We start from the raw sequence: 15,771 nt of genomic DNA on the forward strand, positions 1-15,771 counted from the left end.
CCTGTCCGCATCAGGTGCCATGGCCTGGCTGCTGATCGCGATCCCACTGGCCACCGCGGCGTTCCTGCTGCTGGCCGGCAGGATGAGCGACTCCTGGGGCCACCTGCTGGCCACCCTCGCTCCCATCGTCTCCTTCGCCCTGGGCCTCGTGCTGTTCGTTCAGCTCCTGACCAGCCCCGCGGACGCGCGACACCTCGACGTCAGCGTCTACGAATGGATCGCCACCGGTGCGTGGTCCATCGAGTTCGGCCTGCTGGTCGATCCGTTGTCCATCCTGTTCGTGCTCCTCATCACCGGCGTCGGGTCGCTGATCCACGTCTACTCGATCGGCTACATGGCCCACGACGACCGTCGCCGTCGGTTCTTCGCCTACCTCAACCTGTTCATCGCCGCCATGCTCACGCTGGTGCTGGCGAACAACTACCTGGTGCTGTTCCTCGGCTGGGAGGGCGTCGGTTTGGCATCGTTCCTGCTGATCTCCTTCTGGGCGCACAAGCCCTCGGCCGCGGCCGCCGGCAACAAGGCGTTCATCGTCAACCGCGTCGGCGACCTGGGCCTCAGCATGGCGATCTTCACCATGCTGGCCATGTTCGGCAGCGTGAACTTCGCCGACGTCAACGCGGGGGCCGAGTCGCTGGATCCGGTGTGGGCTACGCTCATCGGCCTGTTGCTGCTGCTGGGCGCCGCCGGTAAGTCCGCGCAGGTCCCGTTGCAGTCCTGGCTGCTCGACGCGATGGAGGGCCCCACCCCGGTGTCGGCCCTCATCCACGCCGCCACCATGGTGACCGCGGGCGTCTACCTGGTGGTCCGCTCCAACGCGATCTACGCGCAGACGGAGGTGGCCACCACGGCCGTCGCCATCGTGGGCACCGTGACTCTGCTGGCAGGCGCCTGGATCGGCTCCTCGAAGGACGACATCAAGAAGGTCCTCGCCGGCTCCACCATGTCCCAGATCGGGTACATGATGCTCGCCGCGGGCCTCGGCCCTGCAGGCGCGTCCTTCGCCATCTTCCACCTGCTGACCCACGGATTCTTCAAGGCCAACATGTTCCTCGGCGCCGGCTCCGTCATGCACGGCATGAACGACGACGTGAACATGCGCCACTACGGTGCCCTGGCCAAGAGCATGCGGATCACCTTCTACACGTTCGCCATGGGCTACCTCGCCATCATCGGCTTCCCGTTCACCTCGGGCTTCTACTCCAAGGACCACATCATCGAGGCCGCGTTCCACGAGAACACGGTCATCGGGGTCCTTGCGCTGCTCGGCGCAGGGGTGACGGCCTACTACATGACGAGGCTCATGATGATGACGTTCTTCGGCGCCAAGCGCTGGGAGAAGGACGTGCATCCGCACGAGTCGCCCGCCGTGATGACCGTGCCCCTGATCGTGCTCGGCGTCCTGTCTATCGTCTCGGGCTTGTTCCTGAACGGCTGGATCCAGGGCTGGCTCGAGGAGTCCACCGGACAGCATCCCCATGAGACCGGCCTGTTCACCTTCACCCCGGTGGGCCTGCTGACGATGGCCGTGGTGGCCGTCGGTGTCGCCATCGGGTGGTTCCTCCACCGCCACGACATCCCCGTCGACGCACCCGCCACCGCCAACCCCCTGGTGCTCGCGGGCCGCAACGACCTGTACGGCGATGCCTTCAACGAGCACGCCATCGTCCGCCCCGCCAAGGGCCTGGCCTCCGGCCTCGCGTGGTTCGATCGCGGCACCGTCGACGGTGTGGCGATGGGCAGCGCTAGCCTCGCCACCGGCCTGGGTGCCTGGCTGCGGAGGAGCCAGAACGGCTACGTGCGCAGCTACGGCCTCATCCTCGGTGTCGGCGTCCTCGTCCTCGCGGGCGTCGTCATCCTCGGGCAGCTGGGCTAAGGAGAACCTGAAGATATGCCATTGCCACTACTGTCCATCCTTGCCCTGGTGCCGCTCGTCGGCTCGCTTGTGCTGTTCGTCGTGAAGGGCCAGGCCGGCAGGCTGATCGGCTACGGCTTCGCGCTCACCACCGCCATCCTGGGGGTGCTCGCCGTCGTGCTGCAGGCCCGCGGCGTGCCGCTGGCCGAGGAGGTCGCCTGGATCCCGCAGATCGGGGCGCACTACGCCCTGGACCTCGACGGCATGGGCGCCATCCTCGTCCTGATGACCGTCATCCTGGTGCCGGTGGTGCTGCTCGCGGAGTGGCGCGTCGGCGAGGCACCCGAGGCCCGCTGGGGCGCCGAGACCTTCTTCGCCCTGGCGCTGATGCTGCAGTCGTTCGCGCTGTTCGTCTTCATGGCCTCCGACATCCTGGTGTTCTACGTGGCCTTCGAGGCCACCCTCATCCCCACCTACTTCCTCATCGGCGGATTCGGCGGCCCCAGGCGGGCGGCCGCGGCGATGAAGTTCCTGCTCTACTCCCTGGCCGGCGGCCTGGTGATGCTGGTGGCCGTGGCCGGCGTGTACGCCGTGACCGCCGCCACGGGCAGCCCCAGCTTCCTCATCGGGGACCTGGTCGGTGTCGAGATGAGCACCGAGATGGGGCGCTGGCTGTTCCTCGGGTTCTTCTTCGCCTTCGCGGTGAAGGCCCCGTTGGCCGGCCTGCACACCTGGCTGCCGGATGCTGCCGAGCAGTCCACCCCCGGCACCTCAACCCTGCTGGTGGGCGTCCTGGACAAGATCGGCACCTTCGGGATGCTGAAGATCTGCCTCGTGGCGTTCCCCGAGGCCACCCAGTGGGCCACCCCCGTGATCCTTGTCTGGGCGATCGTGTCCGTCCTCTACGGGGCGTTCATGGCCTTCGGGGCCACGGACCTCCTCCGCCTGGTCTCCTACACCTCGATCAGTCACTTCGGGTTCATGGTCTTCGGCATCTTCGCCCTGACCACCCCGTCGATCAGCGGCTCGATCTTCTACATGCTCAACCACGGGCTGTCCACGGCCGCGATGTTCCTCGTCGTCGGGTTCATGATCCGGCGCCGCGGCTCGCAGCACATCGACGCCTTCGGCGGCGTCCAGAAGGTGGCCCCGGTCCTGGCCGGCGTCCTCCTGATGTCTGGCCTGTCCGCGCTGGCACTGCCGGGCATGGGCAGCTTCGTCTCTGAATTCCTCGTCATGGCGGGCGCCTGGCAGGTGTACCCGGTGCACACCGCGGTCATCACGTTGGGCATGGTGCTGGCCGCGGTCTACGTGCTGCGCATGTACAAGACCACCATGACCGGCCCGGTCACGGACCAGGTCGCCACCCACGTCACACACGACCTCAGCGCACGCGAAAAGGCCGTCGTGGCTCCGCTCCTCATCCTGCTCATCGTCTTCGGGTTCGTCCCGAAGCCGGTGTTGGCGATGGCTGACGACACGGCCGCCCAGATCATGGCCGTCGTCGGCGTCGAGGATCCCGCCCCGCAGGTCAAGGAAGGCAACCGATGATCAACCTCCTGGAGATCGCCGCTCCCACCCTGGAGTGGATGCTGCTGTCGCCGTTGCTCGTGATCCTGGCCGCCGCCTGCCTCGGCGTGCTCGTGGAGGCCCTGGCACCGCGTGAGCTGCGCTACGTCATCCAATCCGCCCTCGCCGGCCTTGCGGTGGTCGCGGCGCTGGGCCTGACCATCCTCAACTGGATCGAGGCCACCCCGCAGATCGCGGCCATGGGCGTCCTCGCCATCGACCACCCGGCCTTCTTCTTCTGGAGCCTCCTTCTGGTCTTCGGGCTCGGTGGCGTGGCCCTGTTCGCGGAGCGCGGCCTCGGCACCGGCCAGTCGGCCTTCGCCTCGTCGGCCGCCACGGTCCCCGGATCGCCGCTGGAGCGGGAGGCGGACAGGCTCCGCCGCGAACACACCGAGGTCTTCCCCCTGCTGCTGTTCTCGCTGTTCGGCATGATGATCTTCGCCTCCGCCAACGACCTGCTGACGCTCTTCGTGGCCGTGGAGATCTTCTCGCTGCCGCTCTACCTGCTCACCGGCATGGCCCGGCGGCGTCGCCTCCTCAGCCAGGAGGCCGCGCTCAAGTACTTCCTGCTCGGCTCACTGGCCTCCGCCATCATGCTCTACGGCATCGCGATGCTGTATGGCTACGCGGGCGCCTTCCAGCTGGCGGACATCGACGCGGCCATCGCCGCCGGCACCGGCAGCAACGCGCTGCTGCTCACCGGCATGCTGCTGACCGCGGTCGGGCTCCTGTTCAAGATCGGTGCCGTCCCGTTCCACGCCTGGACCCCCGACGTGTACATGGGTGCCCCGTCGCCCGTGACCGCCTTCATGGCCGTGGCCACCAAGACGGCCGCCGTGGCGGGCCTGCTGCGCGTGTTCTACGTGGCGCTCGGCGGCATGCGCTGGGACTGGCAGCTGCTCTTCGCAGTGGTGGCCATCCTCACCATGCTGCTCGGCTCCACCGTCGCGCTGGCCCAGAACGACATCAAGCGGCTCCTGGCCTACTCGTCGATCGCGCACGGTGGATTCATCCTCGTGGGCGTCGTGGGCGCGGTGCAGGCGGGCGACGAGGTCAGCATCTCCAGCGTCGGTGCCATCGGGTTCTACCTGATGACCTACGGCGTGGCCACGCTCGGCGCCTTCGCCATCGTCACCATGGTGCGGCGCTCCGGCGGCGAGGCCAACAACCTCGACGCGTGGAAGGGCCTCGGGCGCCGGAACCCGGTCATCGCGGCCCTCATGACCCTGTTCCTGCTCAGTTTCGCCGGCATCCCGCTCACCGCGGGCTTCATCGGCAAGCTCGCGGTGTTCGCCGCGGCGTGGGCGGGCGGCTACGGCTGGCTGGTTCTCGTCGCCGTGGTGATGAGCGTGGTCGCGGCGTTCTTCTACCTCAAGGTCGTGGTGGCCATGTGGTTCCAGGACGAGGATGAGGCCACCGTCGGCACCGTGGAGACGCCGTCGCTGTGGACCTGGTCTGTGCTTGTTGTCGCCGGAGTGGTTACCCTTGTGCTCGGCCTCATTCCCGGTGGCGTCCTGACGCTCATCGCGAACGCGGCCCAGTTCATTCGATAACCCTGACTAGGAGACCCCGTGGCGGACGCCCCGCTCGATGAGCACCTGACCGCCCTTCTCGACGAGTTCGAGGAGCGGTTGGTGGACACGGCAGTGGCCGGCTCCCCGTTCGTGACGGAGGCGTCGCGCCACATCATCGCCGCCGGCGGGAAGCGGTTCCGGCCGCTCCTGGTGTTCCTCGCCGCGCAGTTCGGCGGCCCCGTGGACACCGACAACCTGATGCGCGCCGCGATGGTGATGGAGCTCACGCACGTCGCCAGCCTCTACCACGACGACGTCATGGACGTCGCGGACCTGCGCCGCGGCGCGCCGTCGGCGAACCGCCTCTGGGGCAATTCGGTGGCGATCCTGGTGGGTGACTTCCTGTTCGCGCGCGCCTCGACGACGGTCGCGGAGCTTGGCGTCGACTACGTGCGCCTGCAGGCCGAGACGTTCTCGCGACTCGTGCAGGGGCAGATCGCGGAGACCAGGGGCCCCGGCGAGGGGGAGGACCCGCTGGCGCACTACATCCGGGTGATCGCGGACAAGACCGGCTCACTGATCGCGGCGTCGGCGATCTTCGGCGGCATGGTCGCGGGGGCCAGCCGCGAGGTGATCGACGCGCTGGCGGCGTTCGGCGAGGAGGTGGGCCTGGTCTTCCAGCTCTCCGACGACCTCATCGACATCAGCTCCACCACCACGGGCAAGACCCCCGGCACCGACCTCCGCGAGGGGGTGCCCACCCTGCCGGTGCTCATGCTCCGGGCGTCGAAGGACCCCGCGGACGACGACATCCTCGGGATGGTCGACGGGGATCTCACCAGCGACGCGGTCCTGGCAGACGTGCTGGCACGGCTGCGGGCCCACCCCGTCATGGACCGGGCGAAGGCGGAGGTGGAGCGTCGCGCCGACCGTGCGCGCGCCCACCTGGCCCCCCTCCCCGAAGGCGACGCGAAGGACGCGTTGCTCAGGGTCTGCACCGACCTGGTGGACCGCACTGCGTAAGTGGCACTAGCCAGGCGTCGTTCGGATCCGTGGCGTGGCCGGGTTCCGCGTCTCCTGAGGGGGACCGGCCTCGCCCATGGGCGCCCTCGGCACGCCCAAACGCGGCGTGCCTTGCCCAACGCCCGACCCACCGCGACCGGTCCCCCTCAGGAGCCGCTCTCGCTATCGATGCCTGTCTCTGCCTGGCCGCTTCCCCTCAGCAGATGCTCTCGCCTTCCGAGCGCGGCTCCCCACCCGGCGTGGTGAGAGGGTCATCAGGCGAAGGCTCGCAGGCCACGAGGGTGGGGGTCGGTGGGCGGCACTGCGCAGGGCTGCCCAACCCGAGGATCACCGAACTGGCGTCCCGCCTGCGCGGACCCAACCCAGGGCCGCCGTGCCGAGCATCGCCCGGACCTGCCCACGCCACAGGAGGACGAGGCGTGCGTCAGGAAGCCGATGCCAGGGCGGCCCTCCCCAGCCCGGCCACCGCCGATCAGGTGACAACAACGGAGACCGCCCACAGCGGGCCGCCCTGGCATCGGCTTCCTGACACACGCCCATCAAGCAGACGGGCAAAAGGGCGGCGGGGCGACCGCTCACCAGATGGTGACCCGGTCCTCCTCCGCGAGCCAGAGTTCATCGTCAGGCGTGACGCCGAACGCGTCGTAGAACGGATCGAGATTGCGCACGATCTGGTTGCAGCGGAACTCGCTGGGGGAGTGGGGGTCGGTGGCGAGCAGCACCTTCATCGCCTCGGGGCGACGCTTGCCCCGCCAGGCCTGCGCCCAGCCGACGAAGAACCGCTGAGCGGGGGTGAGCCCGTCGATCGGTTCGCCGTCGGGATCCCCACCGGCCAGCAGCCACGCCTTGTAGGCGATCCCGAGCCCGCCGAGGTCGCCGATGTTCTCACCCACGGTGAGTTCCCCGTTGACCGATCCGCTGTCCACGCCGTCCGGCACGAGGCCGTCGTACTGCTCGGTGAGCCGCTTCGCCAGCGCCTCGAACGCCTCACGGTCCGCCGGCTGCCACCAGTCGCGGAGTCGGCCGTCACCGTCGCACGTGGATCCCTTGTCGTCGAAGCCGTGCCCGATCTCGTGCCCGATCACCGCGCCGATGGCGCCGTAGTTGACGGCCTCGTCGGCGTCGGCGTTGAAGAACGGCGGCTGCAGGATGGCGGCGGGGAACACGATCTCGTTGCGCAGCGGGTGGTAGTAGGCGTTGACGGTCTGCGGGAACATCTGCCACTCGTCGAGATCGATCGGTCCGCCGATCCGGCCCAGCGCGTAGTCCAGCTCAAAGGAGTTGGCGGCCATCACCGAGGCAACCAGATCGCCCGGGGTGACGACCAGGTCCGAGTAGTCGCGCCACTTCGCCGGGTAGCCCACCTTCGGGGTGAACTGCTCCAGCTTGCGCAACGCCTCGGTGCGCGTCTCGTCGGTCATCCAGGCCAGACGCTCGATGGACCCGCGGTAGGCCGCCATCAGATTGCCCACCAGCACGTCCATCGCCTGCTTGGCCTCAGGCCGGAAGTGCCGTTCCACGTAGGCTCGGCCGACGGCCTCCCCGACGACGCCCTCGACGAAGGCTATGCCGCGCTTCCACCGCGGGCGCTGCTCCTCGTTGCCGTTGAGGGTGCGCTCGTAGAAGTCGAACCGGGCCTCGACGAAGTCCGATGACAGGTAGGGGGAGAGGCCGGAGACGGCCTTCCATCGCGCCCAGCTGCGCCAGGCGTCCAGCGGCGTCGAGGAAAGGAGGGGAGCGACCCCCTCGAGGAACGACGGCTGGGCGAGGATCACCTCGGCGAGCGTCCCGGCGGGGATGCCGGCGCCGTCGATGAAGGCCGCCCAGTCGAACCCGGGGGAGGCCGCGACCATGTCGTCGTAGGCGGTGGGGTTGTACATGGCCCGAAGGTCGCGGCACCGCACGCGGTCCCAGTGGTGGGCGGCGATCGCGGTCTCCAGGTCCAGCACCGTTCGTGCCTGGGTGGCGGCGTCGTCGAATCCGGCGAGAGTGAGCACCCGGGTCACATGCGCCAGGTACTGTTCGCGGATCTCGGCGTGCTCGTCCTGGCGGTAGTAGGCCTCGTCCGGCAGGCCGAGGCCGCCCTGGGAGGTGAAGACGGCGTAGCGGGTGGGGTCACCCGGGTCCGACTCCTCATAGAGGTGGACCAGCGGGCTCAGCCCGTGGCGCAGCGACCATCCGAGGTGCCTGGCCATGGCGGCGGGGGTGTCGATGGCGTCGATGGACGCGAACACGGGGGCAAGCGGGGCGGCCCCCAGCGATTCGACGCGTTCGACGTCCATGAACGCCGCGTAGAGCGCCGCGACCTTCCCCTCGTCCGTGGTGACGTCGCCCTGGGGGAGCTCGCTGACGAGCGTCAGCACGTCCTTCTCCGCCTGCTCCACCAGGTCCACGAAACCGCCGGCCGAGGACCGGTCCGGCGCGATCGGTGCGCTGCGCAGCCAGGTGCCGTTGACGTGGCGGAAGAGGTCTGTCTGGGGGCGGACGGCGTGGTCGAAGTGCTCGAAGGCGATGGCGGCAGTCATGCCCGCCAGCCTAGCGATGCGGGGAAACCACCCGCTCCCGACGGGCTACAGCTCGTCGGCCTCCCACGTATCCGTGCCCGCGATCACGGAGGCGAGCGCCGAGGCGGTGTCCTCCGCGCGGACCGAGGCGATCTGCTCGCGGAGGAGGTCGTCGTAGCTGGGCCTGGGAACCCTGCGGAAGATCCCGATGGGTGCCTGCTTCAGGACGCCCGACTCGGTGAGCCGCGACAGCGAGAACGCCTGCGACGGATCGGCTCGCGTCTCGTCGTGGACCACGATCCGTGCGGGGTCCGCGGTGGCGGTGTCGGCGATCTTCAGGTCGCCGTCGGCGTCCCTGATGACGCACTGCTGGCCACCGGCGAAGACGATGGGCTCGCCGTGCTTGAGGGAGATCAGCGCGCCCTCGGGGCCCTTGAGGGTGGCGAAGGCGTCGTCGTTGAAGATGGGGCAGTTCTGGTAGATCTCCACCAGCGACGCGCCGCGGTGCTGCGTGGCAGCTGTGAGGACCTCGGTGAGGTGCGCCCTGTCCGAGTCGATGGTGCGGGCCACGAACGAGGCCTCGGCGCCCAGCGCAAGCGAGATGGGGTTGAAGGGCGTGTCCAGGGACCCGTAGGGCGTGGACTTCGTCACCTTGCCCAGCTCGGAGGTGGGCGAGTACTGCCCCTTGGTGAGGCCGTAGATGCGGTTGTTGAACAGCATGATGGTGATGTTGACGTTGCGCCGCAGGGCGTGGACGAGGTGGTTGCCGCCGATCGACAGCGCGTCGCCGTCGCCGGTGACCACCCACACGTTGAGGTCCGGGCGGGTCACCGCGACACCGGTGGCGATGGCCGGGGCGCGTCCGTGGATGGAGTGCATGCCGTAGGTGTCCACGTAGTAGGGGAACCTCGACGAGCAGCCGATGCCAGAGACGATGACGGTGTTCTCGCGCTTGATGCCCATCGTGGCCATCATCGACTGGAAGGTGGCCAGCACGGCGTAGTCGCCGCAGCCTGGGCACCAGCGCACCTCCTGGTCCGTGGTGTAGTCCTTCTTGCTCAGCGGCGAGAGGCTCAGCGGGACTCCGACGAGGCCGGTGGTCATCAGTTCTCCTCCTGGAGGGCGTCGATTTCAGCGATGAGGTCCACTTCGAGCTCGCTCAGCGAGATCGGCAGCCCCCGGACACGGGAGTAGCTGGAGATCTCGACGAGGTAGCGGGCCTGCAGGACGGAGGCCAGCTGGCCGAGGTTCATCTCCGGGACCACCACCTTGTCGTAGGCGCGCAGCACCTCTCCGAGGTTGGCGGGCATGGGGTTGAGGTGGCGCAGGTGCGCCAGCGCGACCTCGCGGCCGCTGAGCCGGACGCGGCGGGCGGCGGCGGTGATGGGTCCATAGGTGGACCCCCAGCCGAGCACCAGGACGCGCGCCGTGCCGCTCGGGTCGTCGACGACGACGTCGGGGATGTCCGCGACGATGCCGTCGACCTTTGCCTGCCGGGTGCGGGTCATCAGCTCGTGGTTGTCCGGGTCGTAGGACACGTTGCCGGTGCGGGCTGCCTTCTCGATGCCGCCGATCCGGTGCTCGAGGCCGGGGGTGCCGGGGACCGCCCAGGCCCGGGCCAGGGTTTCCGGGTCACGGTCGTAGGGGAAGTAGGCGTCCTTGCCGGACTCGTCGGTGGCGTTGGGGGCGACGGCGAACCCGGGCTCGATCGGGGGGATGGCGTCCAGGTCCGGGATCCGCCACGGCTCGGCGCCGTTGGCGAGGTAGCCGTCGGACAGCATGATCACGGGGGTGCGGTACTTGACCGCGATCCTGCAGGCCTCGATGGCGGTCTCGAAGCAGTCCGTGGACGACTTGGCCGCGATCACCGGCACCGGCGCCTCACCGTTGCGCCCGTAGAGGGCCTGCATCAGGTCCGCCTGCTCCGTCTTGGTGGGCATGCCCGTGGAGGGGCCGGAGCGCTGCACGTTGACCACCACAAGCGGCAACTCGGTCATCACAGCCAGGCCGATCGCCTCGCCCTTCAGCGCCATGCCTGGGCCGGAGGTCGTGGTGATGCCCAGCGCGCCCGCGAACGAGGCCCCGATGGCGGCGCCGACGCCGGCGATCTCGTCCTCGGCCTGGAACGTCATGACGCCCAGGTCCTTGCGGCGGGACAGCTCGTGCAGGATGTCCGAGGCCGGCGTGATGGGGTAGGAGCCGAGGAAGAGCTGAAGGCCGGCCTTGTGTGCGCCGGTGATCAGCCCGTAGGCGGTGGCAAGGTTTCCCGAGATCTGGCGGTAGCGGCCCTTCGCCATGGGCGCCCGGGCCACGTGGTAGCGCACCTCGAACACCTCGGTGGTCTCGCCGAACGCGTAGCCGGCGTTGAAGGCCGCGATGTTGGAGTCGCGGATGAGCGGCTTCTTGGCGAACTTCTGCGAGAGGAACTTCACCGTGCCCTCGGTGGGCCGCGAGTACAGCCAGCTCAGCAACCCGAGCGCGAACATGTTCTTGGTGCGGGAGGCGTCCTTGCGGCTCAGCTCGAACTCCGCGACGGCGCCGGTGGCCAGCCCGGTGAGGTCAAGGGCGTGCACTGAGTAGTTGGCGAGGGTGCCGTCCTCCAGCGGGTTGCTGGCCCACCCGATCTTGGCCAGGTTGCGCTTGGTGAAGTCCGCGGTGTCGACGATGATGACCCCGCCGCGCGGAAGATCCCGCAGGTTGGCCTTCAGCGCCGCCGGGTTCATCGCCACCAATACGTCCGGCACGTCGCCCGGGGTGACGATGTCGAAGTTGGCGAAGTGCAGCTGGAAGCTCGAGACCCCGGGCAGCGTGCCCTGCGGTGCCCGGATCTCGGCGGGGAAGTTGGGGAGGGTGGCGATGTCGTTGCCGAAGCTCGCCGTCTCCGCGGTGAACCTGTCGCCGGTCAGTTGCATGCCGTCACCGGAATCACCGGCGAATCGAATGACAACCCGGTCTAGGGGGAGCTGCTCAGCCACGTGCTATCTACCTCAAGGATCTGTGATGATGACCTGGCCCATTGTAGGGTTACCGCCTCCTGAGCCCGCCTCCCTCGTTGCGCTGAGAGTGAACTGCCGCCACTAGACTTCCCTCATGCTGGCTGCCCGGGACTGGTTCGACGATGCTTCGGTGTTCGTCGTGGACGTCCCGTTGGCGTGCTGCGCGCTGGAAACGCAGGCCGCCGCCGGGGACCGGGCCGTGGTGGACGCCTCGTCGATTCCGCCGGGTGCCAAGCTGGTGGTGACGCTGTCCGGCACCCTCACCGCCCCCGTCGTCCCGGCCATCATGGACACGCTGGACCGGCTTCCCGCCGAGAGGACCGTCGTGGCCTTCGGTGCGTGCGCCTGCGTCGGCGGACCTTATTGGGACTCGTACTCGGTGCTCGCGGGAGCCGAGTCGCTCGTGCGGGTGGACCACTTCATCGCCGGCTGCCCGCCCCCGCCGGAGGCACTCACGTCATACCTGGAGGGGATCCGTCGTGACGCAGCCCAGGCCTGACGAGCCCCGTCGGGGAGCTGGGGCGGTGGAGATGGTGGAGCCACCACACTGGCACTCCCGCGCGGCTGCGGCCCTGTCCGAGGGGTTCACGTTCCTGGCCAACCTCACCGCCGTCGACGAGGTGGGCCACTCGGACCACATCCGCGTGCTGCTCTGGCTGGAGAACCCCGACGACGGCGCCCCTCTGCGCCTGGCGGTGCTGGCCGATCGCGACGACCCCCACCTCCCGGACCTCGCGGACATCCTGCCCGGCGCCGCCTGGCTGCAGCGCCAGATCCATGACTTCTTCGGCGTGCGCTTCGACGGGGCCGACGAGCGGCCGCTGATCCATCACGGCGGGGGCGCCCCGATGCGCAAGGACGTGCTGCTCGCCCCCCGGCAGTCCCAGCACTGGCCGGGCGCGCTGGAACCGGGCGAGACGGAGCAGTCACCCGGCCGAAGGGCGCTGGTGCCCCCCGGCGTCCCGGACCCCGCCGTCGTGGCGGATCCGGAGGCCACGGCCGCGGACATCGCGCTGTCGGCGACGGGGGCCCGGGTCAGGAGGACGCGATGACCGCCCACGGCTCCATCGCCCTGATCGAGGACCGGTGCACCTCCTGCATGATCTGCGCCCGCGAATGCCCCACCTGGTGCATCACGCTCACCTCCCACCTCGAGCAGTCGGTGCCGGCGCCCGGCGCCCGGCCCCGGACCCACAACGTGCTGGACACGTTCACCATCGACTGGGCGCTGTGCATGTACTGCGGCGTGTGCATCGAGCAGTGCCCCACCGACGCCCTCGAGTGGGGAGGCGCCCGCGTGCCGTCCGCGGACCGTCTGGTGGACCTCCTCCACCACCGCGACCGTCTCGCCCCCCGACAGGACGGCGTTGGCTAGGGGCCTCGAGACGGCGACCCGGGACCTGAAGCAGGCTGCCTCGACGCGCGCCGTCTGGTTCGGTTTTCTCGGCAGCCTCGGCATCCTGGTCGGCTCGCTGAGCCCGGCGTACCTGCCGCAGGCCTCCCCGATGTGGGACGTGCTGCGCGGCCTGGGCATCGACGGGGACACCACGAAGGTCGTCGGCAGCGTCGCCACCCTCGGTGGTCTCGCGCTGCTCCTGGAGGCATGGTTCAGGTTGCGGCCGGCCAGGCGGCGCGCGGCCGGGCATCCGCAGCTGCGGCATTGGGCGGTGCTGGCCATCGTGGCTGCCCCGTTGGCGTTCGGGCCCCCGATCTTCTCGCACGACGCCTACTCCTACGCTGCGCACGGCTGGCTCATCCACAACAACCTCAGCCCCTATCAGGTGGGCCCGGGGATTCTTCCCGGCTACTACGCGGACCAGGTGGCATGGGTGTGGCGGGAGACGACGGCGCCCTACGGCCCGTTGTCGCTGTGGATGAGCCACGGCATCGTGATCCTGGCCGGATTCGATCCCTTCCTCTCGGCCGTCCTGATGCGGGTGCCCGCGCTGATCGGCGTGCTGCTGATCGGTGCCCTGGTGCCCCGGATCGCCAGGCGGGTGGGCGTGGACCCGTCGGCCGCCAGCTGGTTCGCGGTCCTCAACCCCATCCTGATCATCGACTTCGTCGGTGGCGCCCACAACGACGCCCTCATGGTCGGGTTGATGCTGCTCGGCATCTGGGTGTCCATGCGGTATGGCCGCTGGTGGGCCGGGGCGCTCATCGTCGGCGCGGCCGCGGCCATCAAGCAGCCCGCCTTCCTGGCCGCCGTCGCGCTCCCGTTCCTGGTCACCCCGTGGACCTCCTGGCGGCCCCGCGACGTGGCGTGGGCGGCCGCCAAGGCCTTGACGTCGTTGGCCCTCGCGGTGGCGGTGTTCGCGCTCATCTCCGTGGTCTCCGGGATGGGCTTCGGGTGGATCAACGCCCTCAATGTGCCCGGCATGGCCGAGACCATCTCCCCGTTCACCCTGCTGGGTCACGCCCTGCAGTACCCGGCCACCGCCCTCGGATGGGACCCCAGCGGACGCGCGGTGGTCACCGTCGTGCGCGGCATCGGGGCAGTGGTCTCGTTCATCGGAATCGCCGTGTTCGCCCACCAGCACCTCGGCCGCCGGCCGCTGACCTTCCTCGCCTACTCGTTCCTGTGGTTCGCGCTGTGCGCCCCCGCGCTGCACTCCTGGTACCTGCTGTGGGGGGCGGTGCTGCTGCCGATGGCGCACCCCTCGTCGAAGATGCTGCGCGCGGCCATCGTGATGACGGTGATGCTGCTCGGCTTCGGGGCGTTGACCTTCGGGCTGCGCAACGGGGCGTGGGCCCTGGTGCTGATCCTGTTCGCCGCCGGCTACTGGATCATGCACACCCACGAGCTGAGCCAGCCCATGGACGAGGCGGAGACCGTCACGGTGTGAAGGCCCGCTCCGGGAGTCGGTAGTCGACGACGACGGGGGAGTGGTCGCTGATCCGCTCCTCGTAGCTGGCCTCGCGCCCCACCCAGGCCGCCGTCGCGCTGCGGGCCAGGCCGGGGGAGGCCAGGTGGTAGTCGATCCGCCACCCGGCGTCGTTGGCCCAGGCCTGGCCGCGCCACGACCACCAGCTGTAGGGGCCCTCCGCGTCCGGGTGGACGCGGCGGACCACGTCGACGAGGCTGCGGGGGCTGAGGATGGAGCCGAACCAGTCGCGCTCCTCGGGGAGGAAGCCCTCGGACCTCTGGTTGGTGCGCCAGTTGCGCAGGTCCTGCCGGGTGTGGGCGATGTTGAAGTCGCCCATCACGAGGAACTCGCGGCCCTCGGCCGCCGCCTCGCGCCGGGAGGTGGTCAGCAGCCGGGCGAACCCCCGCATGAAGCGCATCTTGCGCAGGTACTTCTCCTCGGTGCCCTCCTCGTGGGGCCACGCGGCCCCCTTGGGGAGGTAGAGCGAGGCCACCCGCAGGGGCGCATCCGCCAGGTCGACCTCGAGGTAGCGGCCCTCGGTGGCGAAGTTGGCGAGGTCGCGGTTGATGATCCGCACGGCCGGCACCGGCTCCGGGCTGAGGTCCGGGCCGAACTGGGTGGCGGTGCCGTCGAGGCTGCGCACGCGCGCCGGCCGGGTCCTGGTGAGCACCGCGACGCCGTTGCGGCCGGCCCGCTGGCCGGGGTCCAGGGTCACGTGATAGCCGTTGAAGGCCTCGAACGGGAGGTCCTCGACGCGGCAGCGCACCTCCTGCAGCGCGATGACGTCCGCGGCGGTGGCGTCCCAGTAGGGGCGGAAGCCGCGCCGGAGGGCGGCACGGATTCCGTTGACGTTGTGGGTGCCGATGCGCATGGGGTCGGTCACCACCGCGTCAGCGGTAGTTCACGTACTGGACCGCGAAGTCGTAGTCCTGCTCCTTGATCATCGCCTGAACGGCTTGGAGGTCGTCGCGGCTCTTCGACGAGATGCGCAGCTCCTCGCCCTGGATCTGGCACTTGACGCCCTTGGGTCCCTCGTCGCGCAGCAGCTTGGAGATCTTCTTCGCGTTCTCGGTGGTGATGCCCTGCTTGGTGGTGGCGGTGATCTTCCAGATCTTTCCGGAGGGGCGCGGGTCGCCGGCGTCCAGGGCCTTGAGGCTGACGCCGCGGCGGACCAGCTTGGACTGGAACACGTCGAGGACCGCCTTGACGCGCTCCTCGGAGACCGCCTCCATCTCGATGTTCTCGCCGGACCAGGCGATCTTGGCCTCGGTGTTCTTGAAGTCGAACCGCTGGCCGACCTCCTTGACCGCCTGGTTGAGCGCGTTGTCGACCTCCTGTCGGTCGACCTTGCTGACGACGTCGAATGAGCTGTCTGCAGCCATGGGTGGCCTCCTGCGGTGAGTCTCGGGGTGGTTGGGCCCCATTGTGCCAGCCCGCCTGGGG

The 15,771-nt window shown here is 69.4% G+C and carries 13 protein-coding genes; 8 read left to right on the top strand and 5 right to left on the bottom strand.

Features of this window, described 5'->3' with window-relative positions; genetic code table 11:
• Nucleotides 1-19 precede the first annotated feature (19 nt).
• Genes nuoL through ACX1D1_RS06350 form a run of 4 tightly spaced genes read left to right on the top strand, consistent with a single transcriptional unit; the run spans nt 20 to nt 5,961 of the window.
• Entirely contained in the window at nt 20-1,876 is a 1,857-nt protein-coding gene (gene nuoL, locus ACX1D1_RS06335; RefSeq protein WP_459056549.1) for an NADH-quinone oxidoreductase subunit L, read from the top strand.
• A gap of 15 nt (nt 1,877-1,891) precedes the next feature.
• Complete coding sequence (locus ACX1D1_RS06340) at nt 1,892-3,406, top strand: NADH-quinone oxidoreductase subunit M (RefSeq protein WP_459056347.1); 1,515 nt, start codon at nt 1,892-1,894, stop codon at nt 3,404-3,406.
• The gene (gene nuoN / locus ACX1D1_RS06345) at nt 3,403-4,977 is read left to right on the top strand and encodes an NADH-quinone oxidoreductase subunit NuoN (protein ID WP_459056348.1); all 1,575 of its coding nucleotides are present in this window, start codon (nt 3,403-3,405) and stop codon (nt 4,975-4,977) included. The genes ACX1D1_RS06340 and nuoN overlap by 4 nt, the downstream gene beginning before the upstream one ends.
• An 18-nt stretch (nt 4,978-4,995) precedes the next feature.
• Entirely contained in the window at nt 4,996-5,961 is a 966-nt protein-coding gene (locus ACX1D1_RS06350; protein ID WP_459056349.1) for a polyprenyl synthetase family protein, read from the top strand.
• 575 nt (nt 5,962-6,536) lie between these two features.
• On the opposite strand, the gene ACX1D1_RS06355 is transcribed toward ACX1D1_RS06350, so the two are convergent.
• The 3 genes from ACX1D1_RS06355 to ACX1D1_RS06365 are packed head-to-tail and all read right to left on the bottom strand — an operon-like array spanning nt 6,537 to nt 11,440.
• Nucleotides 6,537-8,486, bottom strand: a complete 1,950-nt coding sequence (locus ACX1D1_RS06355; RefSeq protein WP_459056350.1) for a M13 family metallopeptidase — start codon at nt 8,484-8,486, stop codon at nt 6,537-6,539.
• Nucleotides 8,487-8,531: 45 nt separating this feature from the next.
• Nucleotides 8,532-9,569: a 2-oxoacid:ferredoxin oxidoreductase subunit beta gene (locus ACX1D1_RS06360; RefSeq protein WP_182782333.1), complete on the bottom strand. Its 1,038-nt coding sequence runs from the start codon at nt 9,567-9,569 to the stop codon at nt 8,532-8,534.
• Nucleotides 9,569-11,440 carry a 2-oxoacid:acceptor oxidoreductase subunit alpha gene (locus ACX1D1_RS06365; RefSeq protein ID WP_370585705.1) on the bottom strand — a complete coding sequence of 624 codons (1,872 nt, stop codon included), beginning with the start codon at nt 11,438-11,440 and terminating at the stop codon, nt 9,569-9,571. The genes ACX1D1_RS06360 and ACX1D1_RS06365 overlap by 1 nt, the downstream gene beginning before the upstream one ends.
• Before the next feature lie 115 nt (nt 11,441-11,555).
• Between ACX1D1_RS06365 and ACX1D1_RS06370 the strand changes: the two genes are divergently transcribed.
• The 4 genes from ACX1D1_RS06370 to mptB are packed head-to-tail and all read left to right on the top strand — an operon-like array spanning nt 11,556 to nt 14,307.
• Nucleotides 11,556-11,960, top strand: a complete 405-nt coding sequence (locus tag ACX1D1_RS06370; protein ID WP_459056352.1) for an NADH-quinone oxidoreductase subunit B — start codon at nt 11,556-11,558, stop codon at nt 11,958-11,960.
• A complete protein-coding gene (locus ACX1D1_RS06375; RefSeq protein ID WP_459056353.1) occupies nt 11,941-12,513 on the top strand; it encodes an NADH-quinone oxidoreductase subunit C in 573 nt (190 codons plus the stop codon). Before ACX1D1_RS06370 ends, ACX1D1_RS06375 begins: the two co-directional genes overlap by 20 nt.
• The gene (locus ACX1D1_RS06380) at nt 12,510-12,836 is read left to right on the top strand and encodes an NADH-quinone oxidoreductase subunit I (protein WP_459056355.1); all 327 of its coding nucleotides are present in this window, start codon (nt 12,510-12,512) and stop codon (nt 12,834-12,836) included. The genes ACX1D1_RS06375 and ACX1D1_RS06380 overlap by 4 nt, the downstream gene beginning before the upstream one ends.
• Nucleotides 12,829-14,307 (top strand): polyprenol phosphomannose-dependent alpha 1,6 mannosyltransferase MptB, encoded by a 1,479-nt coding sequence (gene mptB / locus ACX1D1_RS06385; RefSeq protein ID WP_459056356.1) that lies wholly within the window; start codon nt 12,829-12,831, stop codon nt 14,305-14,307. Before ACX1D1_RS06380 ends, mptB begins: the two co-directional genes overlap by 8 nt.
• On the opposite strand, the gene ACX1D1_RS06390 is transcribed toward mptB, so the two are convergent.
• Entirely contained in the window at nt 14,297-15,199 is a 903-nt protein-coding gene (locus tag ACX1D1_RS06390; protein WP_459056550.1) for an exodeoxyribonuclease III, read from the bottom strand. The genes mptB and ACX1D1_RS06390 overlap by 11 nt on opposite strands.
• A 19-nt stretch (nt 15,200-15,218) precedes the next feature.
• Nucleotides 15,219-15,710 carry a YajQ family cyclic di-GMP-binding protein gene (locus ACX1D1_RS06395; RefSeq protein WP_182800152.1) on the bottom strand — a complete coding sequence of 164 codons (492 nt, stop codon included), beginning with the start codon at nt 15,708-15,710 and terminating at the stop codon, nt 15,219-15,221.
• Nucleotides 15,711-15,771: the final 61 nt, after the last annotated feature.

It is taken from the genome of Tessaracoccus luoxuelianae (genome assembly GCF_054483915.1).

Bases quoted from the DNA above. Each gene is read 5' to 3' on its own strand.
- ACX1D1_RS06355 (WP_459056350.1), bottom strand. From the start codon at position 8,486: ATGACTGCCGCCATCGCCTTCGAGCACTTCGACCACGCCGTCCGCCCC.
- ACX1D1_RS06360 (WP_182782333.1), bottom strand. From the start codon at position 9,569: ATGACCACCGGCCTCGTCGGAGTCCCGCTGAGCCTCTCGCCGCTGAGC.
- ACX1D1_RS06380 (WP_459056355.1), top strand. From the start codon at position 12,510: ATGACCGCCCACGGCTCCATCGCCCTGATCGAGGACCGGTGCACCTCC.
- nuoN (WP_459056348.1), top strand. From the start codon at position 3,403: ATGATCAACCTCCTGGAGATCGCCGCTCCCACCCTGGAGTGGATGCTG.
- ACX1D1_RS06395 (WP_182800152.1), bottom strand. From the start codon at position 15,710: ATGGCTGCAGACAGCTCATTCGACGTCGTCAGCAAGGTCGACCGACAG.
- ACX1D1_RS06390 (WP_459056550.1), bottom strand. From the start codon at position 15,199: ATGCGCATCGGCACCCACAACGTCAACGGAATCCGTGCCGCCCTCCGG.
- nuoL (WP_459056549.1), top strand. From the start codon at position 20: ATGGCCTGGCTGCTGATCGCGATCCCACTGGCCACCGCGGCGTTCCTG.
- ACX1D1_RS06370 (WP_459056352.1), top strand. From the start codon at position 11,556: ATGCTGGCTGCCCGGGACTGGTTCGACGATGCTTCGGTGTTCGTCGTG.
- ACX1D1_RS06340 (WP_459056347.1), top strand. From the start codon at position 1,892: ATGCCATTGCCACTACTGTCCATCCTTGCCCTGGTGCCGCTCGTCGGC.